At 36.7% G+C, this 23,833-nt stretch carries 16 protein-coding genes; 13 read left to right on the top strand and 3 right to left on the bottom strand.

The features are described from left to right. The 12 genes from CALSC_RS26425 to CALSC_RS11315 all read left to right on the top strand — a co-directional run. The coding region (locus CALSC_RS26425; protein ID WP_159460603.1) for a hypothetical protein at positions 1 to 223 on the top strand (223 nt) is incomplete at its 5' end. Between the two features lie 110 nt (positions 224 to 333). Further along, positions 334 to 2,604, top strand: coding sequence for a WD40 repeat domain-containing protein (locus CALSC_RS11370; protein WP_088241464.1), 2,271 nt, complete (start codon positions 334 to 336; stop codon positions 2,602 to 2,604). 40 nt (positions 2,605 to 2,644) lie between these two features. Continuing rightward, positions 2,645 to 4,948, top strand: a complete 2,304-nt coding sequence (locus CALSC_RS11365) for a COG1470 family protein (protein WP_088241463.1) — start codon at positions 2,645 to 2,647, stop codon at positions 4,946 to 4,948. Between the two features lie 233 nt (positions 4,949 to 5,181). Beyond that, positions 5,182 to 6,273 (top strand): caspase family protein, encoded by a 1,092-nt coding sequence (locus CALSC_RS11360; RefSeq protein ID WP_088241462.1) that lies wholly within the window; start codon positions 5,182 to 5,184, stop codon positions 6,271 to 6,273. Positions 6,274 to 6,342: 69 nt separating this feature from the next. Further along, positions 6,343 to 6,756, top strand: coding sequence for a DUF2808 domain-containing protein (locus CALSC_RS11355; protein ID WP_327331344.1), 414 nt, complete (start codon positions 6,343 to 6,345; stop codon positions 6,754 to 6,756). 329 nt (positions 6,757 to 7,085) lie between these two features. Then, positions 7,086 to 8,186, top strand: coding sequence for a helix-turn-helix transcriptional regulator (locus tag CALSC_RS11350; RefSeq protein WP_088241460.1), 1,101 nt, complete (start codon positions 7,086 to 7,088; stop codon positions 8,184 to 8,186). A 172-nt stretch (positions 8,187 to 8,358) separates the two neighbouring features. Beyond that, positions 8,359 to 9,354: a sucrase ferredoxin gene (locus CALSC_RS11345; RefSeq protein ID WP_088241459.1), complete on the top strand. Its 996-nt coding sequence runs from the start codon at positions 8,359 to 8,361 to the stop codon at positions 9,352 to 9,354. Between the two features lie 222 nt (positions 9,355 to 9,576). Further along, positions 9,577 to 10,626, top strand: coding sequence for an ABC transporter substrate-binding protein (locus CALSC_RS11335; RefSeq protein WP_088241457.1), 1,050 nt, complete (start codon positions 9,577 to 9,579; stop codon positions 10,624 to 10,626). A 181-nt stretch (positions 10,627 to 10,807) separates the two neighbouring features. Then, the gene (locus CALSC_RS11330) at positions 10,808 to 13,441 is read left to right on the top strand and encodes a TonB-dependent receptor (RefSeq protein ID WP_088241456.1); all 2,634 of its coding nucleotides are present in this window, start codon (positions 10,808 to 10,810) and stop codon (positions 13,439 to 13,441) included. Between the two features lie 21 nt (positions 13,442 to 13,462). Then, entirely contained in the window at positions 13,463 to 14,578 is a 1,116-nt protein-coding gene (locus CALSC_RS11325; protein ID WP_088241455.1) for an ABC transporter substrate-binding protein, read from the top strand. Between the two features lie 6 nt (positions 14,579 to 14,584). Further along, on the top strand, positions 14,585 to 15,901 hold the full coding sequence (locus CALSC_RS11320; protein WP_088241454.1) for an MFS transporter: 1,317 nt from the start codon (positions 14,585 to 14,587) through the stop codon (positions 15,899 to 15,901). Positions 15,902 to 16,132: 231 nt separating this feature from the next. Continuing rightward, on the top strand, positions 16,133 to 17,149 hold the full coding sequence (locus CALSC_RS11315) for a helix-turn-helix transcriptional regulator (protein WP_088241453.1): 1,017 nt from the start codon (positions 16,133 to 16,135) through the stop codon (positions 17,147 to 17,149). Between the two features lie 456 nt (positions 17,150 to 17,605). Here CALSC_RS11315 and CALSC_RS11310 read toward each other — a convergent pair whose 3' ends face one another. Genes CALSC_RS11310 through CALSC_RS11300 form a run of 3 tightly spaced genes read right to left on the bottom strand, consistent with a single transcriptional unit; the run spans position 17,606 to position 20,414 of the window. Beyond that, positions 17,606 to 18,502 (bottom strand): ABC transporter substrate-binding protein, encoded by an 897-nt coding sequence (locus tag CALSC_RS11310; RefSeq protein WP_088241452.1) that lies wholly within the window; start codon positions 18,500 to 18,502, stop codon positions 17,606 to 17,608. 56 nt (positions 18,503 to 18,558) lie between these two features. Then, complete coding sequence (locus tag CALSC_RS11305; protein WP_088241451.1) at positions 18,559 to 19,329, bottom strand: ABC transporter ATP-binding protein; 771 nt, start codon at positions 19,327 to 19,329, stop codon at positions 18,559 to 18,561. A 38-nt stretch (positions 19,330 to 19,367) separates the two neighbouring features. After that, complete coding sequence (locus CALSC_RS11300) at positions 19,368 to 20,414, bottom strand: FecCD family ABC transporter permease (protein ID WP_088241450.1); 1,047 nt, start codon at positions 20,412 to 20,414, stop codon at positions 19,368 to 19,370. A 946-nt stretch (positions 20,415 to 21,360) separates the two neighbouring features. Between CALSC_RS11300 and CALSC_RS11295 the strand changes: the two genes are divergently transcribed. Continuing rightward, the coding region (locus CALSC_RS11295; protein WP_143288226.1) for a TonB-dependent siderophore receptor at positions 21,361 to 23,833 on the top strand (2,473 nt) is incomplete at its 3' end.

Here is a 23,833-nt window from a genome sequence, read left to right as displayed (position 1 = left end):
TAGTCCTGCACAACCACCAAATACTATCATTGAGCCACCAGTAGAAAGCAAGCAAAAAATAAAATTAATTCCTAAACAAACATCAAATAATTCCATTAAAGGATGGCAAATTATTACAATAATTATTGCTATTATCATAGGCTTTTTCATTGGGATGAATCTAAATCCTGAACCTTCACCTACAAACAATGAAAACAATAAAATTTCAACAAGAAATATATAGTTACATAGATAGATGAGTTTGTATAAAATCAATATTTGTAAATAAATCCCTATTCATTGTGGCTAAAAAAATATTCAAATATTAGGTTTAATTATTTAAAGAATTTAAATATGGAAAATAATGATATTCATGCCATTCTTTCAACTCAAAACTTGACCTTCCGACTAGGAACCTCTCCGGTTTCATTTGATGTCACTGTGAATAATGATAGCGATCGCCGTGCTACCTTTTACATAGAAATTAAGGCTGCGGGAGGAAACCGCAACAAAGGAGAAAAATGGTATAAGTTAGAACCAGAAGTTGCTGCTGCTAAACCTAGTGGTAGTACCACTAACTTTCAAGTTATTATTTTTGACACACCTATTATTGGATTTGTAGGTATTGCTAATCTGACAGTAAGGATTTTTTCCCCCGAGTTAGGACAAGAACGTCGTTTGCAACTGCGTTTAAATATTGAAAGTGAAAATCAACGCAATTTATTAGACTTGCAGTTACCAGTTAAACAGTTTCGTGTGGATGCAAGTAATATTGTCAATATACCAGTACAATTACGTAGTTTGGGTCAGCAATCAACTGAAGTAAAGCTTTCATTCATTATAGATTCGCGATGGTTAATTGATAATGTTCAACAGCGATTGTTGTTAGAAGCAGGTTGTCAAACAGAAGTATGTTTCTCATGTCAAGCACCATCAGTAACCAAAGCAGTAGCTGAAAGTTATCCTTTCACTGTAAAAGCAATTTGTAGTAATAATTACTCGAGCAGTGTTGAAGGTAATATTGAAATATTACCATTTGGTTTTATCGAATTTGACATTCCCCAACCAAACCAGATAATTCCTATACAACGCCGGTGGTTACCTAACTGGAAATCTGACACAGCATCTTTTGAGTTACACTTTAGAAATATTAGTAATTTATGCCAGCAAATCAATATTCAACTCCAGGGTAAAGATGCTAATAAATGTAGTTTTCAGCAAATTCCTGAAATATCTACTTCTGATGTTGGAAACACCAATCAAATTATTTTAGAGATTAAAATCAAGCGTCATTGGATAGGAATCAGAAAAAAACTACAACTAGAAGCTAAACCAGAATTATTATCCGACCCACGTTTAGGTGTTACCACAGAACCACCTATAAAAAATATAGAACTGAAAGTTTTACCAATAATACCTTTTTGGTTACAATTAGCTATTCTTGCCCTAATCGCAGCAATATTACCATTATTCAGGCCTCCAATAATGCATACAGGGAGTGTCAACTCGGTTGATTTAAATGGTATAGGAACCATCGCAATCAGTGGCTCTGATGATTGTACCTTAAGACGTTGGGAAGTGCGCCGTAGCAAATTACAACCAGATAAAAGTATCAAATACAGAAAAAACCCTGTTGTTTGTGGAATGACTCACAAGCGAGAAGGTTTATTAGCTATTTCTGGTGATGATGATAATAATCAAGCAAATATGTTTCAAGAACTTGGTGTAAAAGTTATACGTTTTATTCCCAAGGAGAACGATATAGTTGCAGTTGGCTTAGATAAAGGAATAATTGAACTTAGAAATGTCAAAGATGGTGAATTAGTAAGTCCTGTAAGAGATACTAGTGATTCAATATTTGATTTAGAATTCACCCCTGATTCAAATCATTTATTTAGCGGTCATGGTAGTGGTAAAGTTAGATTTTGGTCAATAGAAATTGGGAACAAGCTTGCACTAGAACAGATAAGTGTTCTTGATATTAGAGAAAGACTAAAGCAAGACACAAAATTAACTAAATTTGAGATTAAAGCGTTAAAGTTTATACCTACCTCAAACAATCAAGGTTTTTTAGTTGTCGCTGGTAACTATTCTTCTTTTATTATATTGCCTTGGAATCCAAATCAGCTAAATAAAAGATTTAAAAATATATCAATACAAAATTTAAAAATAGAAAGCACAAGTGGTGGTGAAGAAGATTATATCTCAGACTTAGCAGCTTTTGACTCATCCACCAAAATTTTAGCTACTGCTGATTCTGCTGGATACATTACTATCTGGGATTTAGCAGAATGCGTGGAAACTTTAACTATTAATCCCGAACAGAAACAGCAAATTAATGATTTAAATTGCGCCATTATTAGTCGTTGGAAAGCTTCAAAATTAGGTGGTGTGAATACTTTAGCATTTAGTAAAAATGGGCGTTTGTTAGTAAGCGGTGCTAACGATGGGAGAGTGATGGTTTGGCAGCTAAACGATGAATATAAGCGTGACGAAACAGAGAAGGGTAAAAAAATTTATCAAAGTGATGATGCTATTTACAGTATTGATCTAGAAACAAAGAAAGGGAAGTTAATCGTTCTAATTGGAGGAGAAGATAAGCAAGTCAAAATTACGTCACATTAGAATAGAATCCAAATAAAATAAAATAGCAAGGAGTTAATATATGTATTCGGCTAATGAAAATCCGTTAGATATAATTATAAATCCTCCTGGAATTCAATTTGGCATCCCAGGAGAGACAATTCAATTGCATGTTGTAGTTACAAACCAAGGAGACTCAGATGCTATAATTCATGTTTTTTTGAATTTAGATGAAGAATTAAAAAATTTGATCGGTTGGTCTAACTCACCACGGGAGAGTATTAGCCTTAGTCCCAATCAAAGTAGTAATGAAATAACTTTTGAATTTCCCATTCCTGTTAATGCTTCTCCTGCAACTTATGACTACACTTTAGTTATAGATGCACCTGAACATTATCCCCAGCATACTCCCATAAATTGCCCTTCACAACTGAAGATTTTATTTAAAGAACAAACCAAAGTTGGTTTAAAGGACCCGACTTTTTTTATTAAACCCAGTACAAATCCCAACAAACCACTGATTTTTAAACCAGGTGAACCTTTACAATTAGAAGTAAAAATTAATAATAATTCTGACCGTGTAGACAGGTTTCGTTTGACTTGTCCAGATTTAGATGAAGATTGGTTCACCATAACTTACCCAAAAACGGGATTGGAAAGTTCAGGGTTAATGGAAGTTAATGCATTAGAACTAAATAATAAATCTCAGGCGACTATTTTATTACAGCTACATCCACCAATAGATGCTCTTGAAGGGAACTATAATCCTGCAATTCGCCTATATTCTGACAATTATCCAAATTTAGTTTTATTAGATTTAGTTTACACCCAAATTCCTGCTAATTATCGTTTAGATATAGAATTAGCAACTATTTTAGGACAAGTCAGCTATCGTCCTGGTGAATATTTATTATCAATAATCAATCAAGGTAATGTTATTCGAGACCTGATATTTGATGCTAAAACCCGTGATGAAGAGGAAATTTGTGAATATTTTTTTGATCCGACAGAAATACAATTATTACCTACCAGAAAAGCGGAAATTACTTTAAAAGTCAAGCCTAGAGGTTGGTGGCGAAGAACCTGGCTTGGTTCTGGTAGAATGATTAATTTCCAGGTTGAGCTTGAAGATAAAAAAAGCTACCCTTTATTAAATAAAGAATCCCAAGCAATTTTATTATGGAAATCTCGCCCGATATGGCAGTTTTTATTACTACTTTTATTAGCTGTAGGAGTATTTGGATTGACTGCATTTATTATTTGGCGATTGTTAAATCCTGAACCTTTAGAAATTAAGACTTTTACTGCAAAAAGTTCAATCATGCAAGATAGGGAAATTAGATTGAATTGGGAAATTTCTCAATTTAATCAATTAAAAGACCTAAAATTAATTATTAAAACACCTAATAAATCCAATCCAGAGAATCATTTTGAAGGTAATTTTAGGGAAAAGTTATCATCATGTAATACAAAACGCAATATTTTAATATGTCAAGATTATTCTATGGGTCAAAAAGGTAATATTGGAAAATATTCATTTGAATTACGTGCTTTTTATCATCAAGGTGGATTGCCATTTTCTAGGAGAAGAAATAAAGAAATATCAAAAGAATTAGAAGTAACAGTTAAAGAAAAACCAATCGCAGAAGTGTTATATTTTAGCGAGAATAAGAAAAAATATACTAAGGGTGACAAGATATTATTTAGTTGGAAGATAAAAGACCCTAACTTAATGGAAAAAGTCGTAATATCCGGTAAAATGGAAGATGGGACAGCAGTAAATCCAAAAACATTTAATAACAACTATTTGCTAGGTCAAGATAGGTGTAAACGTGTTCCCAATGAGCAAGCTTTAGAATGTAAAAATATCCCGATCACAGTATCACAAGTAGGCACGATTACTTACAAGATGACTGTTTTCTCTGATAACAGTGATAGAAAAAATTCTAAAGAAGCTGAAAATGCAGTGGAAGTATTACCTCAACAATTTAATATTAGACAATTTACACTTAATGGGAGTCAGGAACCAAATATAGAAGTTGAAAAGGGAGAAACTATTAATTTGGCTTGGAGCATAAGTGGAAATAGTCGAGATATTACAGTTAATATTAGAGGTTTAGGAAGTAATTATCCATTAGTTGGCAAAAAGTCATTTCCAATTTATGAAAGTGATAAATATACGTTAGAGGTAGTTGATAAATTTGGTAAACGGGATACTCAATTTAGAGAAATTAACATTAAAGTAAAACCAAAACCAATACCTAGTCCACTAGAGCCTATAAGCCCAGAGGTTAATCCTACTACACCAAATAATACTTCTGGGAACTCTTCCAATCCCAAGAAAAAGAAGAAGGAAAATACCAGAATTCCCTTCCCTGATATTTAAGCATTCAGATCAATTTTATTTTACAAATATGATTTTATACCAAATTTATTCCGGGATTTACCATATTGTCGTCACCTCACCTCATCCGATGGACACCCTTCTACCTATAAAGGAAAGGTGAAGAGAGTGAGATTTTTGCGGTAACTAATCATCCAGATTTCATATTATCCAGATTTCATATTATTTATAATAGGATGATTATTAATCATAAATTAAATACTTAGGAGTACATAATGTCTTTTTTATCCACGATAAAATACTTAGTAATCACATCTTTATTATTACCTTTTATATTTGTTTTGCCTACTCACAAAAGTACATCTACTACAAAACATAAAATAATCAGTTTAGACAGATATAAAACAAATAGAATAAAAAATATTATTGCCCAGAATAATTCTCCAGTTAAGCTTGAAAAGCGAACTGCATTAATTATTGGGAATGCTGATTATAAAATTGCAGGTATGCTGAAAAACCCTATTAATGATGCGCAAGATATAGCTAAAAATTTACGTGAATTAGGATTTGATGTGACTATCCTGACAGATTTAAGTTTACAGCAAATGGAACAAGCAATTGAGAACTTTAATCGCCAATTGCGTCAGGGGGGAGTCGGATTATTCTATTTTGCTGGACATGGGGTGCAAGTTGAAGGGGAAAATTATTTAGTTCCGGTTGAAGCAACACTCGAACGCGGACAAAATGTCCGTTATGAAGCATATCCAGTAGGAAAGTTGCTTGGTGCGATTGAGGATGCCCGTAATAAAGCAAATATCGTGATTTTAGATGCTTGTCGTAATAATCCTTTTACCCGCAGTTGGCGTTCCAGTAGTCGGGGTTTAGCACCACCAGCACAAACAGTACAAGGTGTATTAATTGCTTATTCTACAGCACCAGGAAAAGTTGCCTTTGATGGGAAAGGAAATAATAGTCCTTATACCTCTGCTATATTGCGCCATATTAAAACTCCTCGATTAGATGTAGAACAGATGTTTAAGCGAGTACGTCGGGATGTTCTGCAAACAACTAAAGGTAAACAGACACCATGGGAATCTTCTTCTTTAGTAGGCAAATTCAGTTTTAATTTAGAAAATAAAGGTAAAACAGATGAAATTGCAACTACAGTAACTCAGCCCGTAGTAACTCCTTCAATGGTAGATGTGCCATCACCTTCTCCAGAAAATACAACACAACCAAAACCGAATACATCAACAAATACTTCTGTAACTACTGCATATTTCATACAGCCACCACGTTTAACTTACTTAGGTGCTACCTCAAATTTAGTTAGTGTCCCTAGTACTACCTATTATTCGACTAAGTAAGTCGGCACAATAAAACCAAACTATGTGGAGAAAAGTAAATAAGGCTAAAACCCTTTTTCCCCCTGCTCCCTGCCCCCTGCCCCCTGTCTTATCCAAACGATAATTTTTTACGCCTACCTACTTATTATTGTGCCGGAAAATGCTCAGACACCAATGCAACAGGTCAATATTAAGCAGCGTGAAGGGTTTGAAGTGATTGATTTTAATCTCCAAAAAACTAGAGCTTTTGAAGGGACAAGTCGCAGAAAAGGACAAAAAATAAAAATTGCCAATGTTAACAGAAATAGCAAAACAAAAACAATCTCAATAGTATTTGAACCACCAATATTACCAGGTAAAACTATCACGATTGGTTTAAGAACTTTTAGTAATCCTTTGTCTGAGGGAATTTATGAATTTGAATTCACGGCATTTCCCGCAGGTAACAAATCACGAGGGCAAACTCTTGGTGTTAAACGTTTATCTTTTTATACAGATGTATAGTAGGGTGGGCAATGCCCACTTTACTCTTATTGAGAAATTATAAGATATGGTCTAAAAAATAATTTTGTCAAGTACACTTTTTTCTGTAAGTATTATTAATTTAAATTATAATTTAAACAATAAGACTTAACAAAAAATTATCTTTCATCCTTGACCAAATTAGCAATCGCTCCCCATCAGACTTTTATGCCTAACGGCACGCTCCGCGAACAGCCAGCCCTAGGTAATACTCCCTTCATATTCCCAATTAATATTCGTGTGATAATAATATTAATTTTTCTCATTAAGAATTTTACAAAAATCCGTTAATTTTTTGCAACTGATGAAGTATGACAAAGTATCTAGTTCTAAAAGAATGGAATGATTGGCTTTTACCCGGACAAACAAACGATACCCGCTTATTTCACTCACATGCTTCTGACTGCATTCGTTTATGCCCACCTCAATTTGGTGAAGGATATACTCAAGAAATTCCCTTAAGGGAAGATTTAATGCTAATTATTATTGATTATACCCTTGATCACGAATTAATCATTGATGCTCCTGGAACTTGCAATCATCTTGAATTTGAATTTCAGCTATCTGGAAGGGAATCTGGATACACTTTCTTCGCACCCGACTTTGGGTTAAGAGGCTTTGCTATCAAGTCAGATCGAAGACGGTTTTTCAAGGTGGAAGTTGTTTTTAAACCACCTAGCTTCTCCACTTATTTCCACAAATTTATAGAGCGTTTGTCTCCGCCATTACAGCAAGTATCAGAAGATATAATACATCATATTTATCAGCATCATATAGGTAAATACGATAAATGTAATACTATTGCAAACATTGTAAATGTATTGCATGATACCAAGCTATTCAAGCAATTATACTTTGAACAAATTTTATCTACTTCATCTTACACAAAGCTTGTATCCATTGCAGGTGCTACCCGTAGTCCGATTACACCGGCAATGAATCAGGTCATTGAGCAAATTCTCAATTGTCCCTATAGTGCTTGCAATCGACGTAGATATTTAGAATGTAAAGCATTGGAACTGGTAGCTTTACGTTTAGATGCCCTGGTAAAACCGCGATCGCAGGAACTCAAGGCAGATGATTTAGTTGCTATTTACCAAGCAGAAGAAATTTTGCGAACTCACCTACAAAATCCTCCTTCCATTGAAAATTTAACCCGTTGGGTAGGATTAAATCGTTTGAAACTTAATCAGGGTTTCCATCAGGTTTATTCCACTACGCCATTTGGCTATTTAAGAAACTGTCGTTTGGCAAAGGCTAGGCATTTGTTAATGACTTCAGAATCATCAGTGGAAAAAGTAGCTTCAAGTGTTGGATATAATAGCCGTAGCCGTTTTGCTACAGCATTTCGACGACAATTTGGTCTTAATCCCAAGACGTTTCAAATTCAAGCATGGAATCAGGTTAGTTGAAAAAGCGATAAAAAAATGCGTTTCGGGCGCAAAATTGCTTCAGAAACTCCCACATTCAATATAAAATAATTGATAATTGATTGCATTTGTGGGTGAGTTATATAATGATGTAAGAGTCTTAAACTAATGATAATTAACTTTTATACCAATAATTTCATACGAGTAATGGACTATGACCACTCAGCAAGTTTTAGGTGATTGTCATTTTTGCTCGGTTGTTTCCAAAAATAATGGCGAAGATCCTATTGGAACAGCACAGACTAATGATATCTACCTCATTATAGAGATACCTTTGCCTTGGACAGAAGAGAACTTATTAAGTAATTCAGCGATCAAACAGGTTCTTGTCTTGTTAAAAGAACTACACACACAGAATATTCAAGTCATGCCAATGGCGATCGCACCGGACAAAGAATATTCGGTATCGGGATATACCCGTGTCATACATTACCGTCGTCCGGAAGAATCTTTTGCTGAGTTTGAAAAGCAGGAATTTCTGGTTCCAGAAAGCCAATTAGCTCAATTAGCTATAACCCTTTTAAAGCATCCAGAGCAAATCAATCAATTTGCATCATATAAACAGGCTGATAATCATAGTCGTGAATTAATGATTTGCACTCACGGTAATGTTGATGTGTCTTGTGCAAGGTTTGGTTTTCCGATTTATGAAAAATTGCGTCATGAATATGCATCACAATCTAGTGGAGAATTGAGAGTTTGGCGCTGTTCCCATTTTGGTGGTCATCAGTTTGCTCCTACCTGCTTAGACTTACCGACAGGGCAATTTTGGGGACATCTTGAACCAGAAATTTTAGATACCTTAATACATCGCAATAGTGCAGTTCAGCAGTTGCATCAGTTTTATCGAGGTTGGTCGGGATTGACAAAGTTTGAACAAATAGTTGAGCGGGAAATTTGGGTCCAAGAGGGTTGGGACTGGCTCAATTATCAAAAATCTGGTCAAGTACTGGCTCAGGATACAACTAACGAGGATGCGGATTGGGCCGAAGTTTGTATTGAATTCAACTCCCCCGATGGTAACGTAAAAGGTAGTTATCAGGCAAGAGTAGAGGTCTGCGGTAGTGTAATGAGTGCTGTTAATTCTGGGAAAGAGCAACCTTTGCAACCTGTAAAACAATATCGTGTGACTCAACTGAGAAAAAATTAATCAGTTATATCAAGTTCGGATGATTACTTATGATATTGCCATCCATGCAAAAATCATCAAAACTCTTTCTCCCCCTGCTCCCTGCTCCCTGCTCCCTGCCCCCTTCCCCCTGCCCCCTTGCAGTCCTAATGATAAGTATTTAACCGGACATGATATTATAGGGAGTTTTCCGGCTCTCACGATTGAATATTTAAAGCAGTTATCAATTATTATCTAATCATCATGGCTACCCAGAATTATATTTTTCGGTTTTGGCAAAGGTTTATCCAGTTTATTCAGACTTCAAGTATTTGGAGTGATAATCGCTCCCTCAACCGTCAACGCCGATTTATTTTATTCATGGTGGCTACAAACTTAGTAGTTTCTGCTTGTGGGAAAAACATAGCTCAAACCAATAATAAATCAGAAACTTCCGCATCTAAGGTTCTAAAGCCAGTACAACACGCCCTAGGAGAAACAAAGGTTCCAGTTAATCCAACCAAAATAGTGGTATTAGATCTTTTCACAGCCGAAGCTATCATATCCCTGGGTATTCAGCCAGTTGGGGCTTCTGGAATCATTATCAACAACTTACTACATTTACAGTTAGATCCATCCCAAATTATAGATATTGGTCACCCAAGGAGACCTAATGTAGAAAAGATTCTAGCGCTGAAACCCGACTTAATCTTAACCAGTAAGATGGCTACTAAACCTGATACATATGAAATGTTATCAAAAATTGCACCAACTGTTGTCTTCGATATTGATAGCGAGGCTCAATGGCAAAAATTAACCTCTTTGTGTGCTGATGTATTAGGAAAACAAGCAGAAGAGAAGAAGCTTCTCCAAGACTATGAAGCCAAGTTACAGAAGTTAAAGGCACAATTATCTAATGAGCAGAAACCCAAAGGAATTTCTGTAGTATATTTTTATCCAAAACGAATTTGGGCTTTTGGTAAAGATACTTTTTCTGGCAGTATTTTAGAAGCAGCAGAGTTATCACGCCCCAGGAATCAAGCCAAAGAAAAAGGTATTCAAATTTCGCCAGAATTACTCAACGAGATTGATGCGGATGCTCTGTTTGTTTTAAAACCACGCAGTCAGAGTAAAATTGCTGTAGATATTAGAAATGCTGTCAATAAAATTAAGAATAATCCACTCTGGTCTAAACTCAATGTGGTTAAAACTAATCAGGTATATGAAGTAGATGCCTATTGGTATGGCTTGGGCTACATCGCAGCAAATCTGGTTCTGGATGATTTGTTTAAGTATTTGGTTATGAATAAGTAGAAAATTGGGGGAGCAGATGGGGAGAAAAGTCCCAGATGAGAATTGTGGTAGCTCAAAAAAGTCATTAAAAAAAATGCGTTTGGGGCGCAAAATCTATTGAGAAATAATTTTACTTAACTTAAGCTAATTGACAATAATTATTTTCAAGTCAGTGAGCTTAAAGTTTTGGTGTAGGGGCATAATGAAATCATTTACGTTACTTAATTATCTGATTTTAGTAAGTATCGTTTCCTTAGTTGGGATTCAACCTAATCAGGCTCTGGGTAAGAATGAACCTGATAAAGGGGATAAACAAATTGTTTCTAATCGAGCATTAGATTTACTTGCTCAAGATAATAACACATCAATTGTCAAAATTACCGGCGTTAAAATAAATTCTACAGATAAAGGTCTTGAGGTGATTCTAGAGACTGCAAATGCCAATAATTTGCAGCCTGTGGGAAAAAATGAAGGTAATAGTTTAATTGCCGATATCTCGAATGCAGTATTGGCTTTACCAGATGGTGAGAATTTTCAGGCTGAAAATCCGGTGGAAGGAATTACTGCTGTCAGTGTGACTCAGGTTGATGATAATAATATCCGCTTGACAGTAACGGGGACATCTGGAATACCCAAGGTCGAGTTATTTGATAATAAGCAAGGTTTGATTTTTACACTGATACCAGTTCCATTAACTGCACAACCACCACAAAAACCGACAGAGAAGACACAAGACTCTTCTGAAGCACCAGAGCAAGCGCCAACTACTGATGAGACTCAGTCCAAACCACCAGCACAAGATGATGAACCAATTGAGTTAGTAGTTACTGGGGAACAAGATGGTTACACCGTGCCCAATGCAACTACTGGGACAAGGACAAATACTCTCTTGCGTGACATTCCCCAATCAATTCAGGTAATTCCCAAAAAGATAATAGAAGAACAACAGGTAACTAACCTTACTGATGTTCTACGCAATGTGAGTGGAGTTCAGCAAAATAGTGGCGATCCCAGAGGTCAAAGATTTCAAGTTCGAGGTTTTGATAACTCGTCTCTATTACGAGATGGTTTTAGCGGTACATTTGCGGGTAGTGGCAATTCTGGCTTTCCAGAGTTGGCAAACATTGAGCGCGTAGAAGTTCTTAAAGGACCAGCTTCTGTCCTTTTTGGTGCGACTGAACCTGGTGGTGTAATCAACCTGGTGACCAAAAAACCTCTATCAGAACCTTTCTATGAATTTGGAACTAAGGTTGGGAATCGTAGCTTTTTTGAGCCGAACCTGGATATATCTGGTCCCCTCACCAAAGATGGTCGTTTGCTCTATCGGTTGAATGCACTGTACCGTGGTGAAGAAAGTTTCCGGGATTTTGAGACTGAGACTGAACGTGTGTTTGTTGCACCAACCATTACTTGGAAAATTAGCGATCGCACCGATATTACTTTTAATTTAGAATACTTGGATGAGGAACGACCAGCAGATTTTGGTTTAGTTGCCATTGGTGATCGGGTGGCTGATATTCCCTTTGATAGAATACTGGGAGAGCCAGATGATATTAATAAAACTGACTATCTCAGAACTGGTTATAAGTTAGAGCATCGTTTTAGTGACAATTGGAAGTTGCGTAACGCTTTTAACTTTATCAAGTATGACACAGCATTTAGCTCTACCTTTAATGCTAGCTTTAATGAGGGAACTGGTACTCTCTTTCGTAGTTTTATTTTTCTTGACCAACCAAGTAGTACCTATGAGTTACAGACAAATCTAGTTGGAGACTTTACTACTGGATCGATTAAACATAAACTCTTAGTTGGTGTAGATCTCAAACGGAGGGAGCAGCTAAATAATCTTGGTAGAGGTAATCTTAGGGGAGTGACTCCATTTGATATTTTTAATCCAGTTTACGGAGCTGTTTCTCGACCTAATCCAGATGATGAACCAATCTTTTTCGATGGTGACACTAAGTTAGATAGGCTAGGTGTTTACCTCCAAGATCAAGTTACCTTACTTCCCAACTTAAAACTAATGGCTGGGATTCGTTACGATACAGTGGAGCAAAAAACTACCAATAGACCTTCATTGTTTAATCCAACTGGTTCTGAAACTACCCAAAATGATGATGCTTTCAGCCCACGTATCGGTGTAGTTTATCAACCTAGTAAAGAAATTTCCCTTTATGGTAGTTATAGTCAATCCTTTGTCCCCAATACTGCAACAACTGTTAGTGGGGATACCCTTGAACCAACAAGAGGAAAACAATTTGAATTAGGAGTCCGAGCCGAATTATTGCAAGGTAAATTGACGACAAATTTGGCTGTTTTCAATATAGTTAAGGACAATGTAGCTGCTCCAGATCCTGATAACACTAATTTTTCTATTGCCGTTGGCAAGCAACGCAGCCAAGGGATAGAGTTAGATATTATCGGTAAAATTGCCCCTGGTTGGAACGTAGTTGCTAACTATGCTTACTTGGATGCTGAAACAACTGAGGATACTAGTGATTTAGAAGGTAACCGACTGTTTAACGTCCCTAGACATAGTGCTAACCTTTGGACTAATTACAAAATCCAGAGTGGTTCTTTGCAAGGTTTGGGATTTGGCATTGGTTTCAATTTCGTTGGGGAAAGATTTGGGGATTTAGCTAATAGCTTTAAGGTAGATAGTTACTTTTTAACTAATGCAGCGATTTCCTACGAACGAGATGATTTTCGAGCTGCTCTAAATTTCAGAAACTTATTTGATGTTGATTATATTCAAGGAACTGAGAATAGTAGGACTAGTGAAATTTATCCCGGTCAAGGTTTTACAGTAATTGGTTCAGTGTCAATCAAGTTTTAAGCTAGGGGAATGTAAAAAAAAATGTTGATTTTGGGGCAAAGAGTAGTACAATTTATAGGATTAAGTATTTTAACTGCTTTGGTAATTGCTGGTTGTAATACCATCAGTAAGGATCAATTCGATAAAAATACAACTACTACTCCTTCCTCACTAGCAAATTGCCGAAAAGTTAAGCATGATGTTGGTGAGACTAAAGTTTGCGGTCAACCTCAAAAAGTAGTTGCCCTCAGTGCTCATACCTTAGATTTATTATTGTCATTAGGTGTTCAACCTGTGGGATATGCTGCTCCGATTACCTTATATCGTGGCGATAGATACAACAATCCTGCTCAACAAATTCCTTATTTAGGAACTAGAGTAACTAGTAAACCGATCAATCTTGGTAGGGCAAATCAGCCATCCTTTGAAAAATTAGTGCAACTCAAACCTGATTTAATTATCGGAGAATCTGGGAATAAAGACTATTCTCTGTTTTCGCAGATAGCTCCAACTCTATTTTGGAAAAATCGCACCATCAAGGGAAAATGGCAACAACATATTAGACAAATTGCCAAGTCACTTGGGAGAGAAGAAAAAGCTAAACAAGCCATTGAAAATTACAACCAGCGAATCAATTCTGCGCGGATTGATTTAGCTCCTATAATTGCAAATTATCCCAAATTACTTGTATTGGGAACAGACCAATTACAAAAGAATATTTTGATTATTAATCCTGATAGTTATTTGGGTGAAGTTTTGCAAGGAATTGGCTTTGAATTAGTTTTTTTACCTGATAGAAAAACTACTAAACCATCAATTCCCATTTCCATCGAAACTCTACCACAACTAGACCAGGCTGACATAATTATTGTACTGGGATATAAATTGAACACGGAAGATGAACAGCAATCTTCTCAAAATAGAAAAGTTAAGAGAAAAATCAATCAGCGAATTGAAAATCATCAATTACAAACAGCAAAAAAAGCTTGGTCAGAAAATGCGATCGCACAATCTTTAACTGCAAGTCAAGAAGGTCGTGTTTACTTTGCTACCTACTACCGTTGGAATGGTTTAAATGGACCAATTGGCACTTCCTTAATTATTCAACAACTGCGACAATTTCTTTTATCTAACAATGCCAGTAATCACAAACCATAATTAAAAATGCGTAGTTTCCTTATCATTTGGATTGGTCAATTTGCTTCCCTACTGGGTTCAGAAATGACTAACTTTGCCTTGACTATTTGGGCTTGGGAAGTCACTGAACAAGCAACTCCTTTGTCCCTAATTCTATTCTTCAGCCAAGCTCCCAAAATAATTACTGCTTTGTTTTCTGGGATATTAGTTGACCGCATCAATCGCAAACAGTTGATGATTTTGGGTGATTTTGTAGCTGGACTTTCTACCATTGCCATTTTATTACTGTTTACTACCAATAATCTGCAAATATGGCACTTGTATTTAAGTGCTGCTGTGAATGGATTATTTGGTTACTTGCAGGCTTTAGCTTATTCCGCCTCCCTATCCTTAATTATACCCAAACAGCATTATGTCCGAGCTACTGCTCTTAATAATCTTCAGATGTCTGGTTCTTATATTATCGCTCCGGCTTTGGCTGGGGCAATTTATAGGTTTACTGGTTTATCTGGTATCTTATCAATAGATATTATTACTTTTATCATTGCAATTTCCACACTAACTTTTGTCACCATTCCCCAACCTCAAAACAGCGAAGTTAATCATAAAAGTATTAGTTCTAATTTGCAAAAACTCACTTTTGGTTTTCGTTATTTATTGAGATATCCTCCATTAATAGCATTACTTGTCTTTTGGGTAGTTACAAATTTTATTGATGGGATAAATTTCTCCATACTTGGAGCAATGGTTTTAGCCCGTATTGGGAATAATTCAACTTTGTTTGGCACATTGATGGCAATTTTTGGTCTTGGAGGTTTACTTGGAGGTTTAACAATTAGTATTTGGGGTGGCCCCAAGCGCAGGATACATGGTTTATTGGCTGGTAAAGCTATCTGGAAATTTGGTTTATTGATGATATCTCTAGCATGGGAATGGGGTTTAAGAATATTTGCTGGTGCTCTAAGTGGTTTTGTATCCCCATTTGTGAGCAGTTGTAATCAAGCTATTTGGCTATCCAAAGTCCCACCAGATATTCAAGGTAGGGTATTTTCTGCTCGTTTTATTATTACTCAAATACCTAGGGTATTGGCTGCTGCTGTAGCAGGACCAGTTGCTGATAATTTTTTTGAACCAGCTATGAGGACTGGTGGTAGTTTAGTCCCTATATTTGGTGATATTTTCGGTACTGGAACTGGGTCTGGTATGGCATTAATGATTGGCTCATTGTCTATTTTTGGATTATTGATTGCATTAAGTGGTTATGCTTTCCCTTTATTGCGGGATGTGGAGGTTATTTTGCCAGATCATGATGAGAATTTAACCAGTCAAGAGTCAAGAGTATAATTTTATTCACTCGCTAAGTGTTTACACTTACCCTATGAATTATGTATGTGATACGCTTAATGTGAATTAATTGCTGAAATCATCGTAAATTGGCTTGATAAGTCCCAAAACATGATTTTAGACAAGTCTCAAAACCTTTATAGGATGAAGAGATGTTTTTAATTCACACCAGACCTATGATATTAATAATAATAATTTCCATTAATCATATAAATTTTTTATTGACAAGGCATGAGAAGGCACCTGGTTACAAATCAATGGCATGACTATTTCATACCAGGGGAAATAAGCGATACCCGTTTACTTCACTCAGATATATCCGATCAGATTCGTGTTTGTCCTTCTCAATTTGGTCAAGGATACATTCAAAAAATTCACTTACGAGAAGATTTGGTGCTGCAAATTATCGACTATACCCCCAATCACAATTTACTAACTGATAGTATTGATGGTGGTAACTGTGTTGAGTTTGAATTTCAGCTAGCTGGAAGAGATGCCGGATATAGCTTCTTTTTTCCCCATTCTCGAGTGAGGTACTTTAATGTTATTGCAGCTCAACAGCGCATTTTTAAGGTAGAGGTTTTTTTTAAAGCACCTAGCTTTTGTAGATACTGCAATCAATTTATTGAATGCTTATCACCTCCATTACAGCAGCTATTACAGGAAATTATACAATCAATCCATCACTACCAGGTAGGCAGATATGTCACTTCTACGGCTACACTAGAGCATATTATCAATTGCACCATACCATCTGGGGAACTATACTTCGAGCAGATTATACCTGCCCCACTGTATACCCAATCTGCAAGACTTGAATCTGCTATACGTAATCCAATTACACTCATAGTGCGCGAGGTCATTGAGCAAATTCTCAGTTGTCCTTATGGTGGTTCAAATAGACGTAGATACTTAGAATGGAAAGCCTTGCAACTAGTAGATTTACATTTTTATTCTTTATTAAGATCACAACGGAACTGTCACGAATTACCCTTACTCCAATCAGAAGATGCGATCGCTATTCATCAAGCAGAAGAAATTTTACGAACCAATTTGCAAAATCCTCCTTCTATTGAACTTTTGGCGCGATCAGTTTTGCTAAATCGTTTTAAAATTAACCAAGGTTTTTTGCGACTATACAATACCACGCCGTTTCGCTATTTGCGCAAATGCCGAATGCTAAAAGCAAAACATCTGTTAATGACTTCAGAGTTATCAATTGAACAAGTTGCTGCAAGTGTGGGTTAAGCCGTAGTCGCTTTGCTACAGCATCTCGTCAAGAATGTGGTCTTAATCCCAAGATATTTCAAATCCAAACCATCAGAAAAACTGGTTGAGAATGGTTATTCTGGTCAATATAATATCAACTGTTTTTGTTGTCTATTGATAACAAAAACAGTTTACCTATAAGTAATCAAACAAAAATATTTACCATTATTACAAACTACGCGAAATAATCCTAACCCTTGCGACTGCTTCGTTTCACTCCGTTACACTCGCAATTACATTGTGTAATTAATTATGTTTAACTACTTATCTTGTCGGTTCGGATAAAATAGCTGCAATCAGGCTCTTAAGGCTTGATCTCCAATTTTTCAGCCAGAGATTTTAACTAATGTTAGCAAATAACGTCTGTCACATTAATTTCACAACATTCATTTAACTTTTTTGGGGAAAAAACTCTCATCCTCATTAGCAATGTATTTAGCTACTAAAAATTTGCTCCAATTTTTGACAGGCTTCTTTTATTTTTGCTAAGCTACCAGGATTAACTAATCCATAATAGTCAAATACATAAACTCTATTGCTTTGAGTGGCTTGTAACTCCTTCCAAAAAGATTCTACTTTTAGCTGTTCCTCAATACCCTGTTGTCCAGGATCTACTAGTAAAATAATTTCTGGGTTGGCTTGCAAGACTTTTTCCGCAGATAAAGTTACATAACCACCAAAAGGCGAACTTCCTTGTAAATCGGCTGCGAGGTTTTTCGCTTGAAATTTAGCTAGCAAATCTCCTGCCCAACTCTTTTTATTCGGAGCTAGAATTGGTTGACGGCTAACTAAAACTAAGGTGGAAGCATCTGATTTGAAATTATCAGGAATATAACTTTGATAACTAGCCAGCAATGGTTGAGGATTAGCAGCGATCGCATCTGCTACGGTTTTAGTTACTTGTTCTAGATCTTCCCAGCTATTTAAACTGGTAGTAATGGTTTTGATCCCCAATTCTTCTACTTTAGTGAGAACGCGATCGCTAAATCCTTTTGCACCAATAACTAAATCGGGTTTGAGAGCAACGATTTTTTCTAAATTCGCTTGTGTGCGTCCTTCGCTAACGGTGGGTAGATTGGTAAATCTTTTATCTTGCTTAAGTAGCCTGCTACCTGCAATTCCAACTAATTTGGTACTATCTAATTGATAAGTAATATCTGCTGTCAGGGAAGTAAGAGCAACAACTCTTTCAGCTTTCGTCACAGTAGCTTGTTCTGTATTTGCTTCAGAAATAGAATTCTGTTTACTATCGTTACTAGTCTGACTACAAGCAATAACGGAAAAGCAGATTACTAAAATCAAACAAAAAAATTGCCAAATATTCTTTTTCATAGTTTAACTAACAAGCAACAAGCAACAAGCAACAACTAACAACCAACAAGCAACAATTAACAACTAATTGGACATATTTGCAATCCTACAGGAGTATCGATGACAGCTACTTCCACTCCAAACACTTGAGCTAAGTTTTCTGGTGTCAAAACGGTAGGAACATCTCCTATTATGTAGAGTTGTCCACTTTTTAGTAGTGCAAGTCTGTGGCTATATCTCACAGCTAAATTGATTTCATGGAGTACGGTAATAATTGTCAATCCTTGTTTGTTAAGATTTTTTAACAGTTCTAGCAGTTGGAGTTGATAGTTAATATCAAGATAAGTTGTTGGTTCATCTAAGAGTAAAACTTGAGGATTTTGTGCTAAAGCTAAAGCTAGAAATGCCCTTTGTCTCTCTCCTCCTGATAATTGCTCGACAGGACGATGGCGAAATGACTCTAGTTGAGTTTCTTGTATAGCTATAGCAACCTGTTCCTTATCTTCAGCACTCAAATCCCACTGATACCAAGGTTGATGGGGCGTTCTACCTAAACTGACTAATTGTTCTACCGTTATGCCAGCAGGGACTATTTGTTGTTGGGGTAAAATAGCTATTTTTCGAGCAACTACTGGGGGTGGTAAACTATGTATGGCTTTACCGTCTAATAATACTTTACCTTGGAAGGGTTTGAGAATACGGCACAGTAGCTTGAGAAAGGTTGATTTTCCGGAACCATTAGCCCCTAGTAAACTTAACCATTCTCCCGTTTGCAGATTAAGATTTACCTGTTTTACTATTAGTTGGCGCTCATAACCACCACTAAGATTTTGACTCGCTAAGGGCATAATTAATTTAATTCACAATTTCTTGGTGCACTTTGTATTTATACTGAACGGCGATAGAGTAACCAAACAAATAAAGGAGAACCGAGCAAAGCAGTCACTGCTCCTACAGGTAACTCTACCGTACCCAAACGAGAAAGTAAATCTGCTATGGATAGTACTAAACCACCCCCCACTGCTGAAAGAGGAATCAATAAGCGATAATCATTGCTATCTAATAAAAACCGGATTGCGTGGGGTACAAGCAGACCAACAAAACCAATTAAACCAGCAATACTAACTGCACTAGCTGCTAGCAAAGTAGCTGTACCACCAATTAATAAACGCGATCGCCCTAAAGGTATTCCCAAGCCTACTGCTAACTCATCCCCTAAGTTTAAAACATTGAGAGATTTGGATAATAAGCAAGCAATCACCAATGATACCAAAATATATGGAGCCGATATAGTTAATTCAGACCATCCTCTTCCGTTGAGACTACCTACCAGCCAATTTAAGGCTTGTTGAATTCGACCATCTTCTGAAAGTAGTAATAGAGTAGTTTGAATTGCTCCAAATAGAGAGGAAACTGCTACACCTCCTAAAATTAGCCTTTCTACACCAATTCCATTACCAGTCCTTGCCAGAAAATATACTAGAAGAGTAGTAAGTATTGCACCTAGCCAAGAAGCAAGAGGTATTAGATACAAAAAGACATTCAAAGTAATTAAGCAAATAACTACTAAACCTGCTCCTGCGGAAATACCTAACAAAAACGGAGTAGCTAGAGGATTGCGTAACATTCCTTGTAATAATGCACCAGAGGTTCCTAACGCCGAGCCCACCGTCAGAGCAGCTAATACACGAGGAAAACGTAGTTCCCAAACAATTATCTGGTTCGTTTTCTCTCCCTCATGCCATAACGCCTGCCATAGTTCCGATGGACTTAAGGATACCGAGCCTAATGTTAAAGATAAACCCAAGGCTAAAATTAAGCTTAAGGAAATTAGAGCAATTGTTAAAGTAGTGCGAACTGACTTGTCAGCGCTTGCGCTATCGCTGATTCGCTGAGGTAATTTCTGATGGGAATGATTAGAAGGATAGTTCATATAGGTAATGAGTAATTTAATGGCATTGGTGAACTGGAATATGAACTTAAACTAAATTCCGTAGATATCTCAGGTAATTTATATCTTGCATTTCCTCAATAATGATAAGCTAGGCACTGCCCACCATAGGGAATAATAAGGGTCACAGACGATAATTTTCCCATGAGTGCATGTGGTGCAATACATCAGGTCAGCAAATAATATTTTCGGCAAGGAGCTCCAAGAAACTGAATAATCCAGTGTCGATCACCAACAAGACTGACAATCTGTTTTGTATCAGCAATAGTGAATAAATAAATTGATATGAAACTTAGTCCCGCTTCACACAGATTATTAAGGACTCTCTCCCCAAGCAGTAATTCACAGGTGCTATGCAATTATCCTTTCTCCCAACAAATATTCTGTGAATCTACTTATAACGATTGTTCTAATAAAGACAATGTATTAGCGATTAAATATAAGTTATTACGAATCATAGCTGTTACTAATTGACCTGGGGCGACTGTTTCTTGCTGATAAGTTCCTAGTATCCGCTTGATTGACCTACTAAAAATATTTGAGAATAATTCTTATAATTATATCACAATCGTCAATATTCTTTACTTTATCCTGAGAACTTGATGATGCCATGAATATAAAATACCATCAATTTTCCATCATTTATATGGAGAAGATGGATTCTATTTTGGATTTTAATTACACAACTGACATATAGTGATCGCTTCAGGAACACCCAAATTCAATTTCTTCTCTCTCCCCTTGTTCACCAAAGTAATTAATTATTCTAATTGGAAATCCCTAACTCTTACAAAACATCCATAGAGTGAAATAGTATAAATGCGTTTGGGGCGCAAAATCTATTGAGAAGTAATTGCATCTAAACTTAAGCTAATTGACAATAGCTATTTTCAAGCCATTAAAGCTTAAACTTCAGTGCGAGAACAGAATGAAATCATTTACGTTACTTAATTATTTAATATTTGTAAGTATATTTTCATTAACAGGTATTCAATCAAGTAAAGTACTGGGCAAAGAAATACCCCAAGCAGGCGATAAACAAATTGTTTCTAACAGGGCAGCAGATTTACTTGCTCAGAACGACAACACATCAATTGCCAAGATTACCGGCATCAAAATAAATTCTACAGATAAGGGTATTGAGGTGATCCTAGAGACTGCAAATGCAAATAATTTGCAGCCTGTGGGTAAAAATGAAGGTAATAGTTTAATTGCTGATATCCCGAATGCGGTATTGACTTTACCTGATGGTGAAGATTTTAAAGTTGAAAATCCCACTGAGGATATTACTGCTATTAGTGTAACTCAGGTTGATGAGAAGAATATTCGCTTGAAAGTAACAGGAAAATCTGGAGCACCGACAGTAGAATTATTTGATAATAGTCAAGGTTTGATTTTTACCCTGATACCAGTTCCATTAACAGCGCAACCACCCCAACAACCCACGGAAGAGACAGAGGAATCTTCTCAAACACCAGAACCAGAGCAGCCACCAACTAGTGATGAAAATCAGTCCAAACCACCAGCAAAAGATGATGAACCAATTGAATTAGTAGTTACTGGGGAGCAAGATAGTTACACCGTACCCAATGCGACTACAGGGACTAGGACAGATACTCCCTTGCGTGACACTCCCCAATCAATTCAGGTGATTCCTAGAAAAATAATCGACGAGCAACAGGCACTTGAACTAGATGATGTTGTACGCAATGCCAGTGGTGTTGTTTCTAATTCCCAAGATCCAAGGGGACAAAGATTTATTATCCGAGGATTTTCTTCTTCATCAGTCCTACGGGACGGAATTAGATTAACTGATGGTGCGAATGGAAATATTGGATTTGCCGACTTATCCAATGTTGAGCGTGTCGAGGTATTAAAAGGTCCAGCAGCTATTTTATATGGTGCCTTGGAACCGGGAGGTGTAATTAACTTAGTCAATAAACAACCTTTATCTGAACCATACTACAATCTCAATTTTCGGGTTGGAAATCGAGAGTTAATAGAACCTAAGATTGATATTTCTGGCCCATTAACTGAGGACAAACGCCTACTTTACCGTCTGAATACAGTATATCGTCGAGAAGAATCTATTCGTAATTTTGATGTCCCCATCGAAAAATTCTTTATTGCACCTACTGTTAGCTGGAAAATTAGTGATCGCACTGATATTACCTTCAATCTAGAATATAACGATGATAAGCGTCCAGCAGATTTTGCTGGTATTCCTGCCATTGGAGATCGGGTAGCAGATATACCCTTTGATCGGATTACAGGAGAACCAGATGATGATGCTAGGAATGAATCCCTACGAGTTGGTTACAAGTTCGAGCACCGTTTTAGTGATGATTGGAAAGTACGCAACAATTTTAGTTTTTATGACTTAGACTCAGACTTTATCGCTAATATAGGACCAATTTCAGCTGCTTTCTTTAACGAAACCACTGGTGACATCAATCGTCTTTATCTTCAGAATCGTCAAACTGCAAAAAACCTTGAACTGCAAACCAACGTTGTGGGCAAATTCTCCACTGGCTCACTCAAACATACACTCCTGGCTGGTGTGGATCTTGTCCGACGGGATGCCGCGACTTTCCGTCGTATTGATTTTTCACCCCAACCTGTTTTTAACATCTTCAATCCTGTATATGGGCTAGTGTCGCGACCAGATAGTTTTGACGACAATCCCCCGAAAACTCGTGAACTTCGAACTGATTCCCTAGGAATATATCTCCAAGATCAGATAAAAGTAGGGAATAATTTCCATATCTTAGCAGGTATTCGTTATGATACCGTCGACCAAGAAGACGACGATTTAGAGAATAATACTAGTTCCAGTCAAAATGATGATGCTTTTAGTCCTAGGATAGGATTTTTGTATCAGCCGACTAAAGAACTCTCCTTATACACTAGTTACAGCACTTCCTTTGCACCCAACTCTGGTGAAACAAGGTCTGGGGATATTTTAGAACCTGAGCGTGGTGAGCAGTTTGAAATTGGTATTAGGGCTGAACTGTTAAAGGGTGGACTAGTGGCAAACTTGGCATTTTTTGATATTACCAAGAAAAACGTCTCCACTGGCGATCCTAGCAATGATGCTGGAGAGACTTTTGTTGTTGCGGTTGGTGAACAACGCAGTCGTGGAATTGAACTGGATTTGATTGGTAAAATATTACCAGGTTGGAATATAGTTGCTAACTATGCCTATACTGATGCTGATATTACCGAGGACAATACCTCGATTGAAGGTAATCGCTTATTTGGTGTTCCCGAACATAATTTTAATTTGTGGACAACCTACGAAATTCAACAAGGGTCGCTGAAAGGATTGGCTGTTAGTCTGGGGTTCAATTTTGTTGATGAGAGATTTGGGGATAATGACAATAGCTTTGTCTTAGAAAGCT

This window comes from Calothrix rhizosoleniae SC01 (assembly GCF_900185595.1).
Lineage (GTDB): Bacteria > Cyanobacteriota > Cyanobacteriia > Cyanobacteriales > Nostocaceae > Calothrix_A > Calothrix_A rhizosoleniae.
Note: the sequence above shows the minus strand (reverse complement) of the source record. Positions and strands in the feature narration are given on the sequence as shown.